Raw genomic sequence first — 14,229 nt, 5'->3', positions numbered from 1 at the left:
CATCATCCCCCTCCCTCGTCATCCTGAAACAAGTTCAGGATGACGAATACAGGTAGGTGTCGCCCGCTACCCAAGCAGCTACCGCCCGTACCTAATTACTCCCCCTCAACCACCAAACTGACAATCTCCGGAAAATCATCGCTCATAACATTGCCTTCATTGTCATATTGCTTGCCTAGTTTCACGACGATGGTGGCGGTACGTCCGATAAATTCGGGGGGCATTGCTTGATCGCTGAACCAGTCGGAGCACAGGTCGACGCTGCATAGGGCGCTCATCATATCCCCTGCCTCGCTATCCGGCTGGGCGAACGGGCTGTAGTCGAGATAGCAGTTATCGCCGCATTCAAAACCGGCGATGGTGACTCGCTGGCTCTGTCCTCCTTTGGTGTGATCTACGGCGGGCTTGCTGGCATCTGTGACGGTATCAGCGGTTTCGGTGTCGGCGCTATCGACGTCGGGCTCTGCGGCGGGGGCTTCGCTGGCGGCACAGGCACTTAGCGCCACTATGGCAATAGCGGTCAGGGGCATTTTGATGAAGGAACGCATATATATAATCTCCGATAATGACGCGCGTTACCCTGAACTTTTTTGCCCATCCCGTCCAGCAATGCGCCGAACCGTTTTTATTTATCGCCAATCTGTTGTGACGCGGGAACCATCTCGCCGCTCGCGCATTTATTCATTGTGCAGGCAATATCGCAGGCACATCCCCCAACGGGCCGGCAATCCGGCTCAACAGAAGGACGAAGAATATGGGCGAACTTGTAGATAAAGTGAAAGGCAATGTGAACGAAGCCGTTGGCAAAGCCAAACAACATAGCAATGATCCCGAAACCCGCGCAAAAGGCAAAGCGCAAGAAATCAAGGGCAAGGGTCAACAAGTCAAAGGCGCAGTGAAGGGCGCTTTGGGCGACGATATCTAACATTCTTTAAACCCTGTTACATCCCAATTACCACCTTACCTCGGTGCTGTTATCTCTCCCCCACCCTCCCGATTGCAGCATCGAAGGAAAAGCCGTCCCTCACGGGGCGGCTTTTTTTGGTTTGGTTTGGGGGTTCGGGAGCGGGTTGGAATGAAGTCCCTGTCAAAATAGGAGCTTCATCCCAAACATTCGTCATGCCGAACTTGTTTCAGCATCCATTGCACGCCCATTACCGTCCCATGGAACAGGATAACTGCACGACAATATGGATAGATCCTGAAACAAGTTCAGGATGACGATTAGTTTTTAGGGTGACGGTTACTGTAAGAAGGAATACCGGTTCCAGCGTCCGCAGCAAAAACGCCCGCGCTTACGAACAAGCCTCAACATAGGCGAGCACCGGCATGGTTCCCACGTGGATCACGCTGACCTTGCCATCGCTACCGATTTCAATGCGCAGCGCGGCGTCCCCGCTGTCGGCATTGGGCGCGGTCAGATATTTGGCCGGAGCATCCTCATATTTATGCGGTGTCTCGGGAAAGGGGAAATATTTCTTGGCCGCAGCTTCGCTGGCACCGGGACCAATGCCTTGGGCTAGCTTGACCGGCGAGCGATCGCCAATCGAGATGCGCTGCACTGCGCCGCCTTCGACAATCGCATAGGCGCCGGCATAATCAGGCGAAGACATAATAATACACTCGTCCGACGCCTGCGCCCCACGCGCGCTCCAATTGCTAGTGGCAGGAACCGGCTCACCAATGCGCAAATCACCGAGACCGGTGAGCGACAGGATATTTGTCGATTGTGTTGGAACGGGCGCGGTCTGTTCCGGCACAGATGCTTCGGGCGCGGGCGGTGCGGCAGACGACAGATCATCCGCCACCGGATCGGCATCAGGCGCCGACTGCGATGAACAAGCCGCCAGTAACGCGAACGGCACAAGGGACAGGATATGCTTCATATTTTGGCTACTCGCTTGAGGGGGAATGGTTGCCTGTATAGGGCCATTCGGAGGCTTGATTGTGAGGAGTGAGGGATAGCATATTGTCAGATGTGCACTGTCACCGTAATTCTAATTCTATTTGATCCAGCCATGGCTACGCGCGTAAGATTGCGAATAACAGACCGTATAAGGTGCATTGGTCCTGCCGTAATATTTTACGCAGTGTTCTGTTTTGCGCTGCTCTTTTTGGCGGTCATGGTAAGTCTGCCAAGCTCGTTCTACGGTCTGCATGTCCATGGACTTTTGGTTGATACTTACCCAATATTCACGGTCGGATTTGACGATACGATCTCTAATGATGCAGGCTTCGTCGTCGCCTAGCCGGCAGGCCTTATCAAAATTTTCAATCGTAACATCCACATTCTGCGGGCCGCCTTCGGCTTTCCCGCTCATGTCAGCGCTGATGAAGCAGGATTCCACCATGTCGAGTTTACACCCGAGCAGGTAATATTTGCGCGCCAAAGCGGGGTTTTTGGGCGTGCCCTTGATAACGCCGGCATAGCGCATGGCCGCGCCCTGACAATGAAGCCCCCGATTCAAAGCACATCCCTTCCCGAAAACGCGCAGAATGCGCGCGTTGAGATTCGGTGTCGGGGCATTCGCCGTCGGGGACTGGATGATAATGGCACCCGAAAGGCGCGCTTCTTCACAACCGTCCGACGACCCGGCCAGACATGCCTTTTCAAAATAGCCGAAGGCACGCGACTGGTTTTTGGCGGTGCCATATCCATTCACATTCATCACCCCGAGCGAGAAACAACTGTCAACGTCATTCAGGGTGCAGCCCTTGACGAAATAACTCATCGCCTTGGCATAATTTCTTTCCGCTGTAGGAACGAAGGAAGAATGTTGTCCGCCAGCCATGCCGCATGATGGTCCGTTTCCAAGATCGCAGGCTTTCCCAAAATAGATCTTTCTATCGCGATTTGCGTTGCTTTTGCTGATCACGGCGTTGCCGCCTTGCTTGTGAATCGCGTCGAGGTAGAGGCCGTAAAAATGGCAAGCCGCCGCGGAACCAGAAGCGCATTCGCGATTATAGCGCGGCGCGGCGTTGGCATCATACAGCGTCTTTGCGGTTACGGTTGCCGCAGACGAAGCATTGCTGCTTTGAGCCGATGCGGGCACACCAAGCAGAGCCAAAAGTGCAAAGGCCAGTAACAAACTGACAATCGCGGCCGCCGATGCCGGATTTTTGTCCAGATCGGAATCACGGAAATGGTTAAATGTCATGATAGTTTAGCCCCCCAATAATATGCTGAAATTACGGTGACAGTGCACTTAATTCCCTTGGCTCATTCAAATGTTACACTGTCGACACAATTCTTCATGCTATTCCGTCATGCTGAAGCTGTTTCAGCATCCATCGCGCATCTCTGTTCAGCCTATGCGATCGAATAGATGGATCCTGAAACGAGTTCAGGATGACGAGATTGTAGAAGCCCCGCCCTATTCCGCAGGCTCAACCTTCTCTGCCACCTCATCCTCCGGCAAATACAACCGGTCGCCCTTGTCCTTATAGACTTTCGCCATTTCGCGCATACCTTCTTCGGCAGCCGCTTTACTCGCCGCTGCGGTTTCCGCGCCCAGTTTTTCGCTGGCGATAAAGCCTTCGGCGCTCTGGTTCTGCTTGCTGGCAAAGTCGCGGACTTCTTGGCTGATCTTCATCGAACAGAATTTAGGCCCACACATGGAACAGAAATGCGCGGTCTTTGCGCCCTCTGCGGGAAGCGTCTGGTCGTGATATTGCATCGCCGTATCGGGGTCGAGGCTGAGGTTGAACTGGTCGCGCCAGCGGAACTCGAACCGCGCTTTCGACAGCGCATCATCGCGGACCTGTGCCGCCGGATGGCCCTTCGCCAAATCAGCCGCATGGGCGGCCAGCTTATAGGTGACAACGCCGACTTTCACATCGTCGCGGTCGGGCAGGCCCAGATGCTCTTTGGGCGTGACATAGCAAAGCATCGCGGTGCCATACCAACCGATTTGCGCCGCACCAATGCCGCTGGTAATATGGTCATAGCCGGGCGCGATGTCGGTGGTTAGCGGTCCAAGCGTATAGAAAGGTGCCTCGCCGCAAACTTCAAGCTGCTTTTCCATATTTTCTTTAATCTTGTGCATCGGCACATGGCCGGGCCCTTCGATCATTACCTGCACATCGGATTTCCATGCGCGGTGGGTCAGTTCGCCCAGCGTATAAAGCTCGGAGAATTGTGCTTCGTCATTGGCATCGGCAATCGAACCGGGGCGCAGGCCATCGCCCAAGCTATACGCAATGTCATAGGCCTTCATGATTTCCGTAATGTCGTCGAAATGCTCGTAGAGGAAGCTTTCCTTATGATGGGCAAGGCACCATTTCGCCATGATCGACCCGCCGCGCGAGACGATACCGGTAACGCGCTTGGCCGCCATCGGAACATAGGGCAGACGCACGCCAGCATGGATGGTGAAATAATCGACGCCCTGCTCGGCTTGCTCGATCAATGTATCACGGAAAATTTCCCACGTCAGGTCTTCGGCCACGCCGCCGACTTTTTCCAGCGCCTGATAGATAGGCACTGTCCCGATGGGCACAGGCGCGTTACGGATGATCCATTCGCGTGTGTCGTGGATGTTGCGGCCGGTGGACAGATCCATCACGGTATCGCCGCCCCAGCGGATCGACCAGACCATCTTGTCGACCTCTGCCGCCACATCGGATGCGACCGCGCTGTTACCGATATTGGCGTTCACCTTCACGAGGAAGTTGCGGCCAATCGCCATAGGTTCGGATTCAGGGTGGTTAATGTTGTTCGGAATGATCGCCCTGCCCCGTGCAATTTCATCGCGGACAAATTCAGGTGTGACATAATCGGGGATCGACGCACCAAAGCTTTCGCCATCGCGCTTATATTCTTTCAGACGCTCCCGCCCGAGATTTTCACGCTCTGCGACATATTCCATTTCGGGGGTGATGATACCTTGACGGGCGTAATGCATCTGGCTGACATTCATGCCCGGCTTCGCGCGCAGCACTTTGCGGCGAACATTCGGGAAAGGTGCCACGCCGCCGCTACGGTCGGGGCCAAGCTGGCCATTATCTTCGGGTTTAATCTCCCGCTGGGTGACTTCCTCGACATCACCGCGCGCGCGGATCCACGGGCTGCGTAGCTCGTTGAGGCCGGTGGAAATGTCGATCAGGACATCGGGATCGGTATAAGGACCGGATGTGTCATAAACCCGCACCGGAGCCTCGCCGCCTTCTAACTGGATTTCGCGCATCGCAACGCGAATGCCGGAGCCGCTATGCGCCGCTACGTGTATCTTTTTGGAACCGCTAATCGGGCCAGTGGTGACGCCAATTTCGGTTTTTGCGGGTAGGTCGGCCATATTCTTTACTCCAGCTAGCAGAGTGAAGAGGCGGGATTTTTGTCTAAAACCGCTCCCTCCCTCCGCCCGGGTTAACGGGATCAGGTTCAACGGGTCGCGGTTTATTCCGCTCTCAACCTGCTTTTGCGCACAGGCTCCCCGGGGATGAGTCGCAAGTTAGTGGCCCGATGGCATAAGGTCCAGCGAAGAATATATATGGTTGCGATAGATAAGGCGGAAAATTACCAGCCGGGCACGAAATATTTCGGCGGAACCGCACAGCCCCAGTAAAAACCCTGCCCGAAATCCGCACCCAAGAGCCGCGCCTGTGCCAGATGATGGGTGGTTTCAATTCCCTCGATCACTGATCGCGCCTTACGACCGCGACAAAATTCCAGCATCGAGGACAGCAGAGAAATAGGAATATCGCCATCATAACAGGCGTTGAATATCGTCTTGTCGATCTTCAGCTCGTCAAACGGAATTTTCGCAATCCGCTCCAGATTGGCAAGGCCGGTGCCATAATCATCAATCGAAATGCTCAGGCCATGACCGCGCAACATGTGGCATACAGCCGCCAGCCGATCGACATCGACGACGCGGGCTTCTTCGGTAATTTCCAGCATCAAGGCATTGGGCGGCACGTCGGCATGTTTCAGCCGGCTGATCACCGCATCGACAAACCGGCGATAGGTCATCAAAATCGCGCTGCAATTAAAGGAAACCGGAACCGGCTTACCGCGCTTGGCCAAAGCGGTGGCGAGCCGGATGGATTCATCCACCACCACCAATGTCGCCTCAACCTCCACCGCAATATCAACCAGATCGGAAAAGATGATCCCCGGATTAAGCGCCCGCCGCGTCTTCACACGGGTTAGCGCCTCATAGCCCACGATCTTGTCATTCTTCAAAGACTGTTTGGACTGAAACTCCACCGAGAGATTGGGAAGCAAACGATCCGTTTCCACCAGCGCGCAGACATAATCGAGATCGTTGACCGCATGGCCGCTGACGTCTGCCATCCGTTCGATAAGATTGCATAAGGTCGGCACTGTATAGGGTTTTTGCAGCCGCTGCACGACGCTGGCAGCATTAAAAGCCAACTCGTCATCCCCGCTATCTTTCGGGTTGGGTGTCAATATCACCGGCAGCGAGGATCGCAATCCGGCAAACCGGTCGAGCAGACCCCGGCCATTTTCGCGCATGCTTTTGGGGTCAATGATCAGCGCATCCGGCCCAAAGACCATACTGGCATCTTCATCCAATTTGGAAAATACGCAGGCGACCGAAATATCATGCGCTTCCAGATCGTCCTGTAATGACCGGGAAAGCGCGTTTTCTTCTTCGACAATAATGACTTTGGCACTGGACATGATTTTTCTCAATAGATTGCGTTTCGCCGCCAGCACAAGGCCGGGCGAAACTATGAAATCAGAAAGGGGGAAAGCGACACGATCAGGTTTTTCAATCTGTCGCATCACCCCCGTCACATATTATAATTGGGACCGCGATCGCGATATTTCTGCAAATGGGTAATGCGCAGGCCCGTCATACCGGAACGATGAATCGCCTGCTGCCAGGAGATAAGTTCCTCCAGCGACAATTGATAGCGTTCACACGCTTCATCACTGGTCAACAGCCCGCCATTTACCGCAGCCACGACCTCTGCCTTGCGGCGGATAACCCAGCGGGTTGTGTCCGCAGGCGGTAAGTCATGCTCAGCGAGCGCTTCCCCAAGCGGCCCGATAACTCTGTTTGCTCTTGGTATTGTTACATGTTTCATATGGAACCTCAATTCTGCCTTTCGGCGTTACCCTGTTCCTATGCCCGTCCATGAAAATGCGCCGAGAATGTTAAGCGCGACTAAATTTTTGTAGTTAACAACTTATGACACGTGCGGTTGGTCGCAATTGTCGCGCGACGGAATTATTGGGTAGAGAATTGAGGAATATTTGCGTGAGGGGACCGGGACAATTGGCGTCTGGAAATGGAGGCCGGTTGTCTGAAATTCCTGAAACGGAGGTTGGCTTTTACCATGTTAGTGGACTATTAGAATAATACGTGAAGATAGCAGCAACATGGCCATCCCGCGCTAAAAAAAGGAACAATAATGATACCCTTCGTCACCTTAATGGACAAACGCGGTAATGAAATCTCGGTCAATCCGGAAATCGTTCAATTTGTGCGCTTGGTCGACAATTTAGATGACGAATGTCTGATCGTGTTTGGCAAGGATCAACTGCTACGCGTTCGTGGTTCTTTGGAAGAAGTGACCGACATATTGCGGGACGGATAACGGCGGTAAAAGCTGCAAACTTCACGAACTTCTATAGATTTGGCTGGTGTCCGCTTTTTGCGGCGTTTGCCGACGAACAATGGACATATTTCTTCTCCTAAAAAGCCGCCGTAATTTTTGCTAATTAGGATAACCTATCGCGCCAAACACGGCAGCAATGGTCATAATTAATGACGTCAACCGCTCCTAAAAAGAGCGCATTGCCTTTCATCATGTTGGGCAACGAGAAAAAGCTGATAGCTTCTTATTGCCTGCTAGAGACATATGCGTACGAGTTACGGGCGCGTGAAAGCGGCACAACCGATTGATGTTTCCAGATACGGAGAGGTTTCCGGGTAGATTATTGCAATGCTTCGGGCTCCCGCGTCAGCCCCCGTATGTTGCAGCGCGTAGCCGCTGCCTTCAAGACCTTGAATGACCTGCCAGCCTAAACAGAAAGGGATGCCATCTTCCTCAATATTGACCAGTTTGATCATTTCTCGCTGAAGTTGGAGGGACATATCCATCCCTCTCATAACATACGCCATGAAGGTCGCGTAATCTCGTGCACTGGTTGCTTCATCCGGCAGGGCTTTTTCATGCGTATGAAGTGCTAGATTAATGACATGGGTTACACCCAGTGCTTTGATGTCCGCTAATTGTTGTTCGGTCGGTTGGCCAGAGGTCGTCGTTCGATCGTCAAGCCGAAGCCAAGCAAATACGTCGGTGGGGTCACTCACGGGCAAATTCCTCTATGAGAAAAAGTAAGAATAAGACAAAATGTCCTACCGCTTAGGCAAGCGCCAATCTTATCATATTTCCCGATATTGAACCAATCATGTTTCGCTCCATGAAGCGCTATGCTGCACCTTTGGTTAAGCGGCTCCCCCGGTCTCACTTGTCGTCATCAGCTGGAGCATTTTTTCAATCTGCGGTGATTGATCGAGGATATCTTGAAGCGAATAGCGTTGGAAAACGCCCAGAAATGCCGCCAGCGCCTCATTGATAACACCCTGCAGACCGCATCCTCCGCCTATCCGGCAAGAGCCGCAGTCGACAAGCTGGAAGTCTTTTTCCATCTTGCGCAGAACATCACCAATGTTGATCTCGGCCGCCGGCTGCGATAGCCGGATACCGCCATAGCGTCCGCGCGCACTGATCAAATAGCCCTCTTTTCCAAGCTCATGGACGACCTTCATCAAATGGTTGTGCGAGATGCCATAAGCTTCGGAAATGTTTCTGATAGAACAAATCCGGTCATTTTGTTTGCCGAGATAGAGCAGCACTCTCAAGGCATAATCGGCGTGGCGGGTCAGCTGCATGGGGCGGATATCCTGAAAACTGTCTCAATCATATATTCTTATTGCATCATTAATTGATCGCCTATAGATGTATCACAAATACATTGATGAAGCGAATGTCCAAGGCCACCACAGTTTTTAAATATCAGCCACGATTGAAAGGTGAATTATATGAGCAAACCATTGAGCGCAGAAACCATCGCACTTGTTAAAGCAACTGCGCCCGCGTTGCAGCAGCACGGTGTCGCCATCACAACACGCATGTATGAACGGCTGTTCGTAAACGAAGACGTAAAGGCGCTTTTTGATCAGGCCGCGCAGGAAAGTGGTGAGCAGCCCAAACGCCTTGCAGCGGCGATCTTGGCTTATGCCCAGAATATCGACAAGCTCGAAGCGCTCGGCGGTCCGGTTGAGCGCATTGTCACCCGCCATGTTGAAACAGGTGTAAAGCGCGAGCATTATCCTTATGTTGCCGAAGCTCTTCTACCTGCCATCCGCGACGTATTGAAAGAAGCGGCAACCGACGAAATTCTCGCCGCATGGGGCGAAGCTTACTGGTTCCTCGCGGATATTCTCATCGGCAAAGAAGAAGAGGCATATGCTCAATAAGCACGCCAGAATCCCGCCAAAGTAAATGCAAGTAGCAAATCTGCAAAAGCCATCCTGCCTCTGAAATGTTCAAGGCAGCATGGCTTTTTGCATTTTGACTATGAGGCTCTGATCAAGGCCCAATAATGATCAAGGCCTATCCGCTAAAGCTAAATATCTTTTCCAACCCTTTGCGATTTTTAATAATATCGCTCAACGCGAACCGGTCCAGATGGGACAGAAATAGTTCGAGTGCATCGGACAATATATGCACCAACCCGCATGCCGGTGTAATCACGCAGCTATTGGCAGCGCCCGTCTGACATTCAACAAATTTGCTGGTTTCCTCCATCAATCGCACCACATGGCCGACGTTGATGTCCTCTGGTGCCGACGATAGCGATAGGCCGCCGCCCCTGCCCCGCTGGCTATCGATCAGTCCCGCTGCGGCAAGCCGTTGGGCCACCTTCATCAGATGGTTTTTGGAAATACCATAAGCCGTGGCAATATCATCAATGGTCTGATTGCCCTCGTTAATCGCCAAAAACATCAACATGCGCAGGGCGTAATCGGTCTGTGTGGTTAATCTCATATAAGATGCATATTATATATTGCTTTAGCCTTCAAGTGATGTATAAGAGGCATATTAAATACATCATATAAGAGTCGAGATCATGGCCCACCCGGATTCCATCGCTGCAAGAGAAGAAAAAGCCCACCATGCTGCGGCGCTTGGCATTACCGAAGAACGTATCACCGAGATGGTCGATAATTTCTATGGCCGGATCCGGAAAGACGCACTTTTGGGGCCTATTTTTAGCAGCAAAATATCCAACTGGCCTGTCCATCTGGCACGGATGGTCGATTTCTGGACTTCGATTGCGATTGAATCCGGCCGTTTCCGCGGCAATCCGATGATCAAACATATCGCTATACCGGACATCGAGAAACGTCATTTTGACCATTGGCTGACGCTGTTCGAACAGACGTTGGAAGAAATCATGCCGCAAGCCAGTGCGCGCCAATTCCTTCTGGAACGGGCACAACGGATTGCAGAAAGTCTTACCATAGGGATTTCCATCCATCGCGACGGGCTTCCCAAGCCCCCGCGCAAAAAGGAGATGAATAATGTTTCTAGATGAAACGAACATGGCTGTTCAGAGCGGAAATTTGAGGATAGCCACAGGAAAAATTGGAGTATCTCTATGAAACGGTCGCTCCCTGATAGCGTCAGCAAATATTCTGAAACACCTGTCTTTACCGAAACCACTGTTCCGGAAAAGCTGACGAATCTGCACACGACAAAGGCCGGAACATGGGGCCGGATTTGCGTGTTGGAGGGGCAGTTACAATATATAATCCCCGGCCCATCACCGCACTCCGCCCTGCTCAAAGCGGGAGAATTTGACATTGTCAGCCCCGAAGAACCGCATCATGTAAAAATATCGGGACCCGTGCGCTTCAAGGTCGAGTTTTACAAATAATCAGCCTGTTTAGTGGTAGCGAGGATCAGGTTACGCGATCCACAGCCGTAAAATATAGGCGACGACACCCAGAACCGTGACGCTCATCGCCCAGATCGCGGCCATCCACGCCAGCCGTTTCCATAACGGCGCGTCATCGACAGTTTGTTCGTCGGTACGCGTCATCAGTGGTAGCCGTCCGTACCGACCTTACCGCGAAACACCCAATAAGCCCATCCAGTATAGATGAGGATGAGCGGTACTATCAGCACGACACCGACCAGCATAAAAATCTGACTGCTTTCGGGAACCGCTGCATCCCAGATCGTAATCTGGTTCGGCACGATAAAGGGGAACATCGAAACGCCGAGCCCGGCCATGCCAAGGAAAAATAGGCCGAGCGAAATCAGAAATGGAGCGGCTTCCTGTTTCTTATATAGTCCGCGAAACAGAAAATAGGTCAGGATCAGCACCAGCAACGGAACCTGAGCGGCGAATAATATATTCGGCATTTCAAACCAGCGCGTCCAATATTGGCCGTCGAGGAACGGCGTATAGAGGCTGACCGCCGCCATAAGTGCCAGCGTTGCGATCGCAGCGGGCTTAGCGAGCCGGTACGCTATGTCCTGCGCGCTATGTTCGGTTTTCCAGATCAACCATGTCGCGCCTAGCAAGGCATAGCCCGCAACCGTTCCCGCTCCGGTGAGCAAAGTATAGGGTGTGAACCAGTCAAACCAGCTCCCCGCGTAAGCGCGGTCGGCGACTTCCACGCCTTGCAGCAGCGCGCCCAATATCATGCCTTGCGAAAAGGCCGCAGCAAAAGAACCCCCGGTAAAGGCGAAATCCCAAAAGGCGCGATGGCCGGGATCACGCCAGCGAAATTCAAAAGCCACCCCGCGAAAGACAAGGCCCAACAGCATGATGATGATGAGCGGATAGGTCGCGGGCAATATGATCGCATAAGCCAATGGGAAAGCCGCGAGCAGACCGCCGCCTCCCAGCACCAGCCATGTTTCATTGCCGTCCCATACGGGTGCAATGCTGTTCATCGCCTGATCGCGTTCCTCTCCGACCTTAAAGGCAGGGAATAATATGCCAATGCCCAGATCAAACCCGTCCATCACCACATAGGCAAAGACAGCAAAAGCAATGATGAAGGCCCAGATGACGGTTAAATCCATAGCATCTACTCCGTTGGCTTCTGTTGAGGGGTAAATGGTCCATAGGCACGCGCTTCATTTTGGGCAGGCCCCGGTGTGATACCGGCGGACCGAACGGGTCCAGTCTCGGTCGATTTAACGCCCTTCTCACCCACATGAGGTGCCTGGCGCATCAAGCGCATGATATACCAGGTGCCGACCCCGAAGACGAAGAAATAAACCACGATAAAAGCGATGAGCGATACCGCGACGGCGGGTGCCGCCAGTGGAGAGGCGCTATCGGCAGTGCGCAGCAAACCATAGATGGTAAAGGGTTGCCGCCCGACTTCGGTGGTAATCCATCCCGCGATTACCGCGATAAAGCCCGCTGGCCCCATTACTATCGCCGCGCGGTGGAGCAAGGGCCAGTCATATAGCTTTTTACGAAACCTCGCGAACAGGCTCCACAGCCCGATACCCAGCATTGCAAAACCAATGCCGACCATGATCCGGAACGACCAGAACACAATGCCGACCGGCGGCTGGTCTGCTTCGGGAATAGTATCAAGCCCATCAAGTGGCGCATTGAGATCATGCTTGAGGATCAGTGACGAAGCCTTTGGAATCTCGATCTTATAATCCACGCGCTTCTCTGCGCTGTTCGGAATACCAAAGAGGATAAGCGGCGCGCCATCGGGGTGGCTGTCATAATGGCCTTCCATCGCCATGACTTTGGCCGGTTGATGCTCGAGCGTGTTCAGCCCGTGCAAGTCGCCCGCAAAAATTTGCACCGGCGCGACGAGTGCAGCCATCCACATTGCCATCGAAAACATTTTGCGGGCATGGGCGTTGGTCTTGTCTTTGAGCAAATGCCATGCACCGACACCGCCGACGACAAAGGCAGTCGTCAGATAAGTGGCCATCAGCGTGTGAAACAGGCGGTAAGGAAAGCTCGGGTTGAATATGATCGTCCACCAGCTGTCACCCGGCACAAATTGGCCATTGGCCGCAATTTCATGCCCGACCGGTGTCTGCATCCAGCTGTTCACGCTCAAAATCCAGAAGGCGGAGATGAACGTGCCAAGCGCCACCATCAAGGTCGCGGTGAAATGCAGTTTCTTGCCAACCTTGTTCATCCCGAACAACATGACGCCCAGAAAACCGGCCTCTAGAAAAAAGGCCGTGAGCACTTCATAGGCCATAAGCGGCCCGATAACCGGCCCGGCCTTGTCCGAGAAAACAGCCCAATTGGTCCCGAACTGATAAGACATAACAATGCCGGACACGACGCCCATGGCAAAGGTCACGGCAAATATTTTGATCCAATATTTGAACAGGTCCATATACACTTGCTGACCGGTTTTAAGCCATAGCCCCTCTAGCACCGCCAGATAGCTGGCCAGACCAATGGAGAAGGCCGGAAAGATAAAATGGAAACTGATCGTAAACGCGAATTGGATACGCGCTAATAATATGGCATCAAACTGCTCAAACATCGTCAATTGCCCCTTTGGGGATGGATCGAATTTCAAATGCGTTGGCAGCTAGTTAGTCCCTAAGCGGTTCTTTTACAACAGAGCTGCACTTGATAAGAAGCGGATTGAAGTTGCATCGCACACAACTGGAAAAAGGAATAATTATGAAACTTCTTAAAGCGGCGCTTCTTTTCAGCGGACTGGCAATGGCTCATCCCGCATTAGCGCAGATGGAAGGGTTTAAGACCGGTCCTGTATTTGATGATTTTGGTCCGACAGCCGAAGTGCAGACCGATGCTCCGCTTCCCGCAGACAGCCAGTTTAACATCGCCTTTGATGTGGCAAAAGCAGCCGATCCCGGCAAACTTAATCGCACCATTGAAAGCGCCGCGCGGTTTATCAACCTGCATGTAGCAGCGGGCGTAGCTCCCGAAAATATCAAGATTGCTATTGTTGTCCATGGCGGCGCGTCGGTCGATCTCACCCATCAGCTGTTTTATGCTGCCCATAATGACGGCGCGGCCAATGGCAGCGCCGATGCGATTGCGCTCTTACAAAAACATGGCGTTGAATTTCATATGTGCGGGCAAAGTGCCGCAGCGCATAAAATTACCAATGCCGATCTTTTGCCCGGTGTGAAAATGCAATTATCGGCAATGACCGCTCATGTGTTATTGCAACAAAAAGGATATACGCTGAACCCGTTTTAGGCCAG

General features: G+C 52.8%; 18 protein-coding genes and 1 riboswitch. Of the genes, 6 read left to right on the top strand and 12 right to left on the bottom strand.

What is annotated here, in order from left to right:
• Nucleotides 1–95: 95 nt before the first annotated feature.
• The gene (locus tag V7676_RS07620) at nt 96–548 is read right to left on the bottom strand and encodes a hypothetical protein (protein WP_335659093.1); all 453 of its coding nucleotides are present in this window, start codon (nt 546–548) and stop codon (nt 96–98) included.
• Nucleotides 549–754: 206 nt separating this feature from the next.
• On the opposite strand from V7676_RS07620, the gene V7676_RS07615 reads away from it, so the two are divergent.
• A complete protein-coding gene (locus V7676_RS07615; protein WP_335659092.1) occupies nt 755–925 on the top strand; it encodes a CsbD family protein in 171 nt (56 codons plus the stop codon).
• Nucleotides 926–1,295: 370 nt separating this feature from the next.
• On the opposite strand, the gene V7676_RS07610 is transcribed toward V7676_RS07615, so the two are convergent.
• The 5 genes from V7676_RS07610 to sciP all read right to left on the bottom strand — a co-directional run bounded on the left by V7676_RS07610 (nt 1,296) and on the right by sciP (nt 7,056).
• Nucleotides 1,296–1,886, bottom strand: coding sequence for a hypothetical protein (locus tag V7676_RS07610; protein ID WP_335659091.1), 591 nt, complete (start codon nt 1,884–1,886; stop codon nt 1,296–1,298).
• Nucleotides 1,887–2,003: 117 nt separating this feature from the next.
• Entirely contained in the window at nt 2,004–3,158 is a 1,155-nt protein-coding gene (locus tag V7676_RS07605; RefSeq protein WP_335659090.1) for a tetratricopeptide repeat protein, read from the bottom strand.
• A 216-nt stretch (nt 3,159–3,374) separates the two neighbouring features.
• Nucleotides 3,375–5,294 (bottom strand): phosphomethylpyrimidine synthase ThiC, encoded by a 1,920-nt coding sequence (gene thiC, locus V7676_RS07600; protein ID WP_335659089.1) that lies wholly within the window; start codon nt 5,292–5,294, stop codon nt 3,375–3,377.
• Nucleotides 5,295–5,334: 40 nt separating this feature from the next.
• Nucleotides 5,335–5,445: riboswitch (TPP riboswitch) on the bottom strand.
• Nucleotides 5,446–5,515: 70 nt separating this feature from the next.
• Complete coding sequence (locus V7676_RS07595; RefSeq protein ID WP_335659088.1) at nt 5,516–6,751, bottom strand: EAL domain-containing protein; 1,236 nt, start codon at nt 6,749–6,751, stop codon at nt 5,516–5,518.
• 8 nt (nt 6,752–6,759) lie between these two features.
• Nucleotides 6,760–7,056, bottom strand: coding sequence for a CtrA inhibitor SciP (gene sciP / locus V7676_RS07590; RefSeq protein WP_335659087.1), 297 nt, complete (start codon nt 7,054–7,056; stop codon nt 6,760–6,762).
• Between the two features lie 327 nt (nt 7,057–7,383).
• Between sciP and V7676_RS07585 the strand changes: the two genes are divergently transcribed.
• On the top strand, nt 7,384–7,569 hold the full coding sequence (locus tag V7676_RS07585) for a hypothetical protein (RefSeq protein WP_335659086.1): 186 nt from the start codon (nt 7,384–7,386) through the stop codon (nt 7,567–7,569).
• Between the two features lie 275 nt (nt 7,570–7,844).
• On the opposite strand, the gene V7676_RS07580 is transcribed toward V7676_RS07585, so the two are convergent.
• Nucleotides 7,845–8,288: a hypothetical protein gene (locus V7676_RS07580; protein ID WP_335659085.1), complete on the bottom strand. Its 444-nt coding sequence runs from the start codon at nt 8,286–8,288 to the stop codon at nt 7,845–7,847.
• 135 nt (nt 8,289–8,423) lie between these two features.
• Nucleotides 8,424–8,870 (bottom strand): RrF2 family transcriptional regulator, encoded by a 447-nt coding sequence (locus V7676_RS07575; protein WP_335659084.1) that lies wholly within the window; start codon nt 8,868–8,870, stop codon nt 8,424–8,426.
• 150 nt (nt 8,871–9,020) lie between these two features.
• Between V7676_RS07575 and V7676_RS07570 the strand changes: the two genes are divergently transcribed.
• Nucleotides 9,021–9,458, top strand: coding sequence for a globin domain-containing protein (locus tag V7676_RS07570; RefSeq protein ID WP_335659083.1), 438 nt, complete (start codon nt 9,021–9,023; stop codon nt 9,456–9,458).
• Between the two features lie 136 nt (nt 9,459–9,594).
• On the opposite strand, the gene V7676_RS07565 is transcribed toward V7676_RS07570, so the two are convergent.
• Nucleotides 9,595–10,029 carry an RrF2 family transcriptional regulator gene (locus tag V7676_RS07565; RefSeq protein WP_335659082.1) on the bottom strand — a complete coding sequence of 145 codons (435 nt, stop codon included), beginning with the start codon at nt 10,027–10,029 and terminating at the stop codon, nt 9,595–9,597.
• A gap of 82 nt (nt 10,030–10,111) precedes the next feature.
• Between V7676_RS07565 and V7676_RS07560 the strand changes: the two genes are divergently transcribed.
• Both V7676_RS07560 and V7676_RS07555 read left to right on the top strand, forming a co-directional pair.
• On the top strand, nt 10,112–10,579 hold the full coding sequence (locus tag V7676_RS07560) for a group III truncated hemoglobin (RefSeq protein WP_335659081.1): 468 nt from the start codon (nt 10,112–10,114) through the stop codon (nt 10,577–10,579).
• Nucleotides 10,580–10,642: 63 nt separating this feature from the next.
• Nucleotides 10,643–10,921 (top strand): DUF1971 domain-containing protein, encoded by a 279-nt coding sequence (locus V7676_RS07555; RefSeq protein WP_335659080.1) that lies wholly within the window; start codon nt 10,643–10,645, stop codon nt 10,919–10,921.
• Nucleotides 10,922–10,951: 30 nt separating this feature from the next.
• Here the strand turns inward: V7676_RS07555 and V7676_RS07550 are convergent, their stop codons facing one another.
• From V7676_RS07550 to V7676_RS07540, 3 genes are read right to left on the bottom strand one after another with little or no spacing between them, the layout of a single operon-like run.
• Nucleotides 10,952–11,086, bottom strand: coding sequence for a DUF2474 domain-containing protein (locus V7676_RS07550; protein WP_335659079.1), 135 nt, complete (start codon nt 11,084–11,086; stop codon nt 10,952–10,954).
• Nucleotides 11,086–12,081, bottom strand: coding sequence for a cytochrome d ubiquinol oxidase subunit II (gene cydB, locus V7676_RS07545; RefSeq protein WP_335659078.1), 996 nt, complete (start codon nt 12,079–12,081; stop codon nt 11,086–11,088). The genes V7676_RS07550 and cydB overlap by 1 nt, the downstream gene beginning before the upstream one ends.
• A 5-nt stretch (nt 12,082–12,086) precedes the next feature.
• Nucleotides 12,087–13,535, bottom strand: coding sequence for a cytochrome ubiquinol oxidase subunit I (locus V7676_RS07540; RefSeq protein WP_335659077.1), 1,449 nt, complete (start codon nt 13,533–13,535; stop codon nt 12,087–12,089).
• 143 nt (nt 13,536–13,678) lie between these two features.
• Here V7676_RS07540 and V7676_RS07535 point away from each other — a divergent pair, with 143 nt between their 5' ends.
• On the top strand, nt 13,679–14,224 hold the full coding sequence (locus V7676_RS07535; protein WP_335659076.1) for a DsrE family protein: 546 nt from the start codon (nt 13,679–13,681) through the stop codon (nt 14,222–14,224).
• Nucleotides 14,225–14,229: the final 5 nt, after the last annotated feature.

The sequence above is a fragment of the Parasphingorhabdus sp. genome, assembly GCF_036963805.1.
Lineage (GTDB): Bacteria > Pseudomonadota > Alphaproteobacteria > Sphingomonadales > Sphingomonadaceae > Parasphingorhabdus.
The sequence above is the reverse complement of the archived record's forward strand: the minus strand, read 5'-3'. Positions and strand labels throughout refer to the sequence as shown.

Bases quoted from the DNA above. Each gene is read 5' to 3' on its own strand.
- V7676_RS07620 (WP_335659093.1), bottom strand. From the start codon at position 548: ATGCGTTCCTTCATCAAAATGCCCCTGACCGCTATTGCCATAGTGGCG.
- V7676_RS07615 (WP_335659092.1), top strand. From the start codon at position 755: ATGGGCGAACTTGTAGATAAAGTGAAAGGCAATGTGAACGAAGCCGTT.
- V7676_RS07610 (WP_335659091.1), bottom strand. From the start codon at position 1,886: ATGAAGCATATCCTGTCCCTTGTGCCGTTCGCGTTACTGGCGGCTTGT.
- V7676_RS07605 (WP_335659090.1), bottom strand. From the start codon at position 3,158: ATGACATTTAACCATTTCCGTGATTCCGATCTGGACAAAAATCCGGCA.
- thiC (WP_335659089.1), bottom strand. From the start codon at position 5,294: ATGGCCGACCTACCCGCAAAAACCGAAATTGGCGTCACCACTGGCCCG.
- V7676_RS07595 (WP_335659088.1), bottom strand. From the start codon at position 6,751: ATGCGACAGATTGAAAAACCTGATCGTGTCGCTTTCCCCCTTTCTGAT.
- sciP (WP_335659087.1), bottom strand. From the start codon at position 7,056: ATGAAACATGTAACAATACCAAGAGCAAACAGAGTTATCGGGCCGCTT.
- V7676_RS07585 (WP_335659086.1), top strand. From the start codon at position 7,384: ATGATACCCTTCGTCACCTTAATGGACAAACGCGGTAATGAAATCTCG.
- V7676_RS07575 (WP_335659084.1), bottom strand. From the start codon at position 8,870: ATGCAGCTGACCCGCCACGCCGATTATGCCTTGAGAGTGCTGCTCTAT.
- V7676_RS07570 (WP_335659083.1), top strand. From the start codon at position 9,021: ATGAGCAAACCATTGAGCGCAGAAACCATCGCACTTGTTAAAGCAACT.
- V7676_RS07565 (WP_335659082.1), bottom strand. From the start codon at position 10,029: ATGAGATTAACCACACAGACCGATTACGCCCTGCGCATGTTGATGTTT.
- V7676_RS07560 (WP_335659081.1), top strand. From the start codon at position 10,112: ATGGCCCACCCGGATTCCATCGCTGCAAGAGAAGAAAAAGCCCACCAT.
- V7676_RS07555 (WP_335659080.1), top strand. From the start codon at position 10,643: ATGAAACGGTCGCTCCCTGATAGCGTCAGCAAATATTCTGAAACACCT.
- V7676_RS07550 (WP_335659079.1), bottom strand. From the start codon at position 11,086: ATGACGCGTACCGACGAACAAACTGTCGATGACGCGCCGTTATGGAAA.
- cydB (WP_335659078.1), bottom strand. From the start codon at position 12,081: ATGGATTTAACCGTCATCTGGGCCTTCATCATTGCTTTTGCTGTCTTT.
- V7676_RS07540 (WP_335659077.1), bottom strand. From the start codon at position 13,535: ATGTTTGAGCAGTTTGATGCCATATTATTAGCGCGTATCCAATTCGCG.
- V7676_RS07535 (WP_335659076.1), top strand. From the start codon at position 13,679: ATGAAACTTCTTAAAGCGGCGCTTCTTTTCAGCGGACTGGCAATGGCT.